At 50.2% G+C, this 5,544-nt stretch carries 6 protein-coding genes; all 6 read left to right on the top strand.

Annotation, left to right across the window (positions count from 1 at the left end):
• Positions 1-667 (top strand): radical SAM protein (locus HOM51_05705; GenBank protein MBT5033998.1); only part of this gene is annotated, 667 nt, incomplete at its 5' end.
• 140 nt (positions 668-807) lie between these two features.
• Positions 808-1,878, top strand: a complete 1,071-nt coding sequence (locus HOM51_05710; protein MBT5033999.1) for a thiamine pyrophosphate-dependent dehydrogenase E1 component subunit alpha — start codon at positions 808-810, stop codon at positions 1,876-1,878.
• Positions 1,878-2,903 carry an alpha-ketoacid dehydrogenase subunit beta gene (locus HOM51_05715; GenBank protein MBT5034000.1) on the top strand — a complete coding sequence of 342 codons (1,026 nt, stop codon included), beginning with the start codon at positions 1,878-1,880 and terminating at the stop codon, positions 2,901-2,903. Before HOM51_05710 ends, HOM51_05715 begins: the two co-directional genes overlap by 1 nt.
• A gap of 48 nt (positions 2,904-2,951) precedes the next feature.
• Entirely contained in the window at positions 2,952-3,632 is a 681-nt protein-coding gene (locus HOM51_05720; protein ID MBT5034001.1) for a class I SAM-dependent methyltransferase, read from the top strand.
• Between the two features lie 21 nt (positions 3,633-3,653).
• Positions 3,654-4,865 carry a TIGR04372 family glycosyltransferase gene (locus HOM51_05725; protein MBT5034002.1) on the top strand — a complete coding sequence of 404 codons (1,212 nt, stop codon included), beginning with the start codon at positions 3,654-3,656 and terminating at the stop codon, positions 4,863-4,865.
• Positions 4,862-5,544: UDP-glucose 4-epimerase (locus HOM51_05730; protein MBT5034003.1), on the top strand; the 683-nt coding region annotated here is incomplete at its 3' end. The genes HOM51_05725 and HOM51_05730, both read left to right, overlap by 4 nt.

The following is a 5,544-nucleotide window of genomic DNA, read 5'->3' on the forward strand; positions in this document are numbered from 1 at the left end:
ACATTATCGGGATACCTATGGCGTGGATGAAATTCATTTTTGGGACGATAATTTCTTTATAAATAAGAAGCGGGTGAAGAAGCTGTTAAAGGCTTTGGTCGAAAATTTTCCAGACATGAGCTTTCAAGTGCCCAGTGGATCAGAAGTCAATGCGATTGATGACGAAGTAATAGAACTCTTATCGCAGGCTGGATTTACAAAGTTATTTATGGCGATAGAAAGCCTAAACCCCGATATTCAGGAAGACGTCATCGACAAGCACGTCGACCTAGCTAGAGTTCCGGATATCGTCGAGAAACTTCGCGTAAAGGGGATCATCTCGGAAGGGTCATTTATGGTTGGATTCCCTGGCGAATCTAAAGCGCAGATTGACCATACGTTCGATACGGCCTCAAAATTGGGTTTAGACAGAATTTCAGTCAGCATCGTTAATCCACTTCCAGGGACGCCATTATACGACGAATGCATTGAAAAAGACCTTGTGTATGATGACTTCGACCCGCAGAACGTCCGCTGGTCGACCGAGAACATTAAAATGGAAGAAGTCGATCGCGGGTATATTTCGAAACGCCGCCGAGAGGTTTGGGAATCGTATATGAAAGATAAGATTGATATTACTAAATACGAAACCCAGAATATCGTTACAGATTATGATCGGGACGAATAGCCGACATTTTTGCGCTCTGTAAGCTCACCTCGTGAGTATTCGAACTTCAATTTAACCGTCAACCTGAACACCTTTATCATGAGGGAAATTTTGGTTTTCCCCACCACCTTTGTGGTGGTGGTCATGCCAAAGAAAATGCCATGACATCTTTACCTTCAATTCGTGACAAAGACCTAAAACTGCGTTTTTTACGCATGATGCTACGGATTCGCCGGTCTCAGGAAATCCTCATGGAGGAATACCATCCGGCTGATGAAATGCGTTGCCCCATGCATTTCTGTATTGGCCAAGAAGCAACGCCGACAGCCCTGTCAGAAGTTCTAAAGCCGTCAGATTTCCTTTACTCACATCACCGGTCACATGGCTACTATATGGCCAGAAAAGCACCGCTGGCCGATATGGTCGCTGAATTCTACGGCAAGGCATCTGGTGCTAGTGGTGGCTTGGCCGGTTCTCAAGAATTATCTCATGGCGAGTTCAAATTTTACAGTGGCGCGATACTGTCCGGAGCCTTTGTTCTTGCGGTGGGAAGCGCCTTTGCGGCGTCCTACACCGGCAGTGATGCCATCGCGATTGGTGTGCTTGGCGATGGCGGCATGGAAGAAGGCGTGGTATTTGAATCCCTAAACCTTGCCGCCGTCAAAAGTCTGCCGATTTTATTTATATGTGAGAACAACGGATTTTCAGTCCAAACGCCGCTAAATGTGCGTTCAACAGCCCAAGTGATTTCTGAGCGGGTCCAAGCCTTCGGCGTAAACGCATCATCGATTGACGGGAATGATGTGTTCGCTATTTATGAGAAACTCAAGGAAATCACGGCCGAGATGCGGACGAACCCAGCTCCGTATTTTCTAGAAATCGAGACCTACCGAACATGTGGCCACGTTGGTCCAGAAGGGGACGACCATTATGACTACCGCCCTCAATCCGAGATCGAAGAATGGCGGCAACGCGATCCGCTCTCCCTATTACGCGGCACCCTGTCCTCAGATGACATTAAGGAACCGGACGTAAAGCGCATGACCGAAGAGGTCGATACCGAGATATGGGCTGCGATAGATGCCGCCAAAGCTGCTCCCTTCCCTGAGTTTGAGACGGCTCTTGCCAGTAATATGTCTGATGACTATTCACCCATCGTTGATAAGCTTATTGAGGGCCCGGTCGGGAATTTTGATCCAACTCAGCTAGAATCCAGGCCGGGGCCATTTTGATGACACAAATTCAAGAAAGAGCCAGATCCGAACAGACCATGTCAGCAACGACAGAACTTTCATATTGTGAGGCCCTTAATGCCGCGCAATTTCAGGCCATGGAACTTGACTCAGGGGTCTTCGTATTTGGGTTAGGCGTTGATCGAACGGGTGCTGTTTTTGGAAGCACCAAGGGGCTCGTTGAACACTTTGGAGAAAAGCGAGTGTTTGATACCCCTACATCGGAACATGCATTAACGGCGCTTGCCGCAGGGGCGGCGAATTCGGGGCTGCGACCTGTTCTTGTTCATCAACGAATAGACTTCATGCTTCACAGTATGGATCAAATCGTAAACTGGATCAGCCTTTGGCAATTCAAGTCCGGCGGCCGCTCGCGTATGCCTCTGGTAATTCGCGCTATTGTTGGCAAGGGCTGGGGACAAGGGCCTCAACACGCCAAAAGTCTGCATCCCTTATTCGCCCATCTTCCAGGAATGCAGGTTGTCATGCCGTCTTCTCCGGCGGAGGCCAAAGGCTTGCTTCTGGCCAGCATTTTCAGCAACTCGCCTACGGTCTTTATTGAAGGGCGTTCTCTCTATTCGATGAAAGAACAAGTCCCCAACGCGCCCTATTTCATTCGACTTGGTAAGGCATCAATCTGCACCGCAGGAACAGATGTAACGCTGGTGTCCTTCGGGTCTATGATGCCGGCAGCCCTGGAAGCGGCGATAGAAGCGCGTAAAATTGATATCAATGTTGAAGTCGTAGATTTACGGACCGTTGCTCCTTTGGACATTGAAACCGTGTGCGCTTCGGTGGAAAAAACCGGACGATTGGTTGTAGCGGAATCTGGTTGGGGCCGTTACGGCGTTGCCGGAGAAATTATTAGCACCGTTGCCGAACGATTAACCCCGACCCTAAAAGCAGCCCCAAAGCGGGTTACATGGCCCAATAGCCACGTCCCAATGAGTGCTCCGCTGGAAGAAAAATTTTATCCGACCGCGAGTACCATTCTCGGCGCCCTAAAAGATGTCTGTGGTCCCTGATAATTACCTTCAACGCCCTAATACTTACCTTCAACGAAAGTCTATCCGATGAGTGAAACAAAAGAGCCTCAATACGCGCCGTTTTTAGACCTTAGAGACAAAAAGGGCTTCGCACGGTTTGGTTTAATGTCCAATCAAACGTGGCACGACGACCCGAAACGCCTCGCATTTCTTTTGTCGCGATATAAGTTCGTGGCAAAAATGCTAAGTGGAAAGAAACGTGTCCTGGAAATTGGTTGCGCAGACGGCTTTGCCTCCAGGGTCGTTCGCCAGGAAGTCGGCCATCTGAGCGCCATCGACTTCGATCCAATTTTTATCGACGATGCGCAAAACTACGTGGAAGAGCGGTGGCCGATCGAATTTGCAGTTCATGATATGTTGACCGGTCCCTTTCCCGGAGAATTCGACGGCGCATATTGTATCGATGTCCTTGAGCATATAGCGCCGGAAAACGAGGCAAAATTTTTGCAAAACATTTGCGCCTCATTAACCAACGATACAGCGTTGATCGTTGGAATTCCGTCACTCGAATCGCAAGAATATGCTTCAGAAATTAGCCGTCTAGGCCACGTCAACTGCAAGAAAGCACCTGACCTAAAGATGGTCATGCAGCAATATTTCGATAATGTCTTTATTTTCTCCATGAATGATGAAGTCGTGCATACCGGGTTTACCCCCCTCGCCCACTACGTATTTGCGCTGTGCTGCGGCAAAAAGTCTACTGACTAATAAATTATTCGAACTGTCTTAATGAAAAACCTGACCCGAATGCTGTTGCGCGAAACGGCGCAATTTATAGCGAGGCTCTTGTTCGTGTTCCCCATCCTGCCGATGCTCTATCTCATAGAGCCGTTTTGGCGAATTCGCTTCGGTGTGATGTACACCCAAAGGATCGGTCATTTAGCCGGTAACACCGATATTTTCCTGCGCAAACAGCAGTTGTATGACCGCCCCTCCCGGACCAGCTATATATTCGCGGGTTGGGCACCCGCAAACCAACAACTCATGACGATGTTCAAGCGTCAAATGCCGGTTTATGAGAGCCGCTGGTTGACACGAATTTTCTCCTACTGGTACGTGATACATAAGCACACACGATTCTTCGAGAACTTGGCGTGGTCGAACCATAATTACCGCGAGTTTACTGAGGGCCGAGCCACCCTCACCTTCACCGCGGAAGAAGAAGCCCGTGGCCAAGCCGAACTAAAGAAAATGGGACTCGGTGAAAATGATTGGTTCGTTTGCCTTCATACTCGGGATTCCGCCTATTTGAACGCTTGGCGACCACAGTACAGTGACCTTTGGAAGACACGTGAGTTCCGCAACGGCAACATAGAGAATTGCCTCGAGGCGGCCGAGTATATTACTTCTCAAGGCGGGTTTGTGATTCGTATGGGAGCGGTGGTCGAGAAGCCTCTGCCCGATCTCGCCAACCCAAAAGTTATCGATTATGCGACCAAGCACCGTAGCGATTTCATGGACATTTTCCTCGCTGCCAAGACGAGGTTTTTTCTCGGTACCAACTCAGGGTTGTTTGTGGTCGCAACGATATTTGATCGGCCGGTCGCCCTGGTAAACATGGTGCCCTACGGTGCCTTTCCGTTCCACCGCGACGACCTTTATATCGCCATGCTGCTCAAAAACCCGGAAACGCAAAAGATCGTGACCTTCGACGAGGCTGTGGACATGGGCTACTACGACGTCGAAAAAATGTTTCTAACTGAGCTGCACGCGGATCGCGGATTCGAATGGGTTGAGAACAGCCCAGATGAAATTCTTGAGCTGGCCCGAGAAATGATCGCACGCCAGGAAGGCCAATCACCGACTCCAGAGGAAGTGGCTGTTCGGGATTTATATCGAGATGAATTCATGGCGCTTGTACCTGATTACGAATTCGCCGGCGACATCGGCTACAGTTTCGCCAATAAGTACCGCCATTTGATTGAGCACACGCAGTCGTGACCCTATCCAAATCTCCTTCTACTTTAGTCACCGGCGGTGCCGGATACATTGGCAGCCATACTGTTCTGGCACTTTTGAACCACGGCCACGAAGCCGTGGTCATTGATGATCTGTCGACGGGTGTTCGGGCTTTGGTGTCGGACGGCGTTCCCTTTATCCAGGGAAACGCTGGCGATATCGCCCTGGTCCGAGATGTCATCCGCGAACACGGTTGCACCTCGGCAATCCATTTCGCGGGCTCTATCGTTAATCCGGAAAGCTTTGAGAAGCCGCTGGAGTACTACGCAAACAACGTATCGGTCAGTCGCAACCTTCTTGAGGCCTGCATAGCGGAAGATGTTACAAGTTTTATCTTTTCGTCGTCAGCGTCAGTATATGGCGATCCATATACCGTCCCTGTCCCCGAGACCGCACCAACCCTACCCGTTAGCCCTTATGGCGAAACCAAGCTGATCACCGAGTGGATGGTCCGCAACACCGCTGCCGCCACCGACATGCGCTATGCGGCACTACGCTATTTCAATGTTGCCGGTGCCGACGCCAAGATGCGGAGCGGACAAGCAGGACCGGTTGCAACCCATCTGATCAAGATCGCTGCCGAAGCGGCCGTCGGACTGCGCCCTGGTGTAACGATCTTTGGCGACGACTTTGACACGCCGGACGGCACCTGCATCCGCGA

The sequence above is a fragment of the Rhodospirillaceae bacterium genome (genome assembly GCA_018660465.1).
Classification (GTDB): domain Bacteria; phylum Pseudomonadota; class Alphaproteobacteria; order Rhodospirillales; family JABJKH01; genus JABJKH01.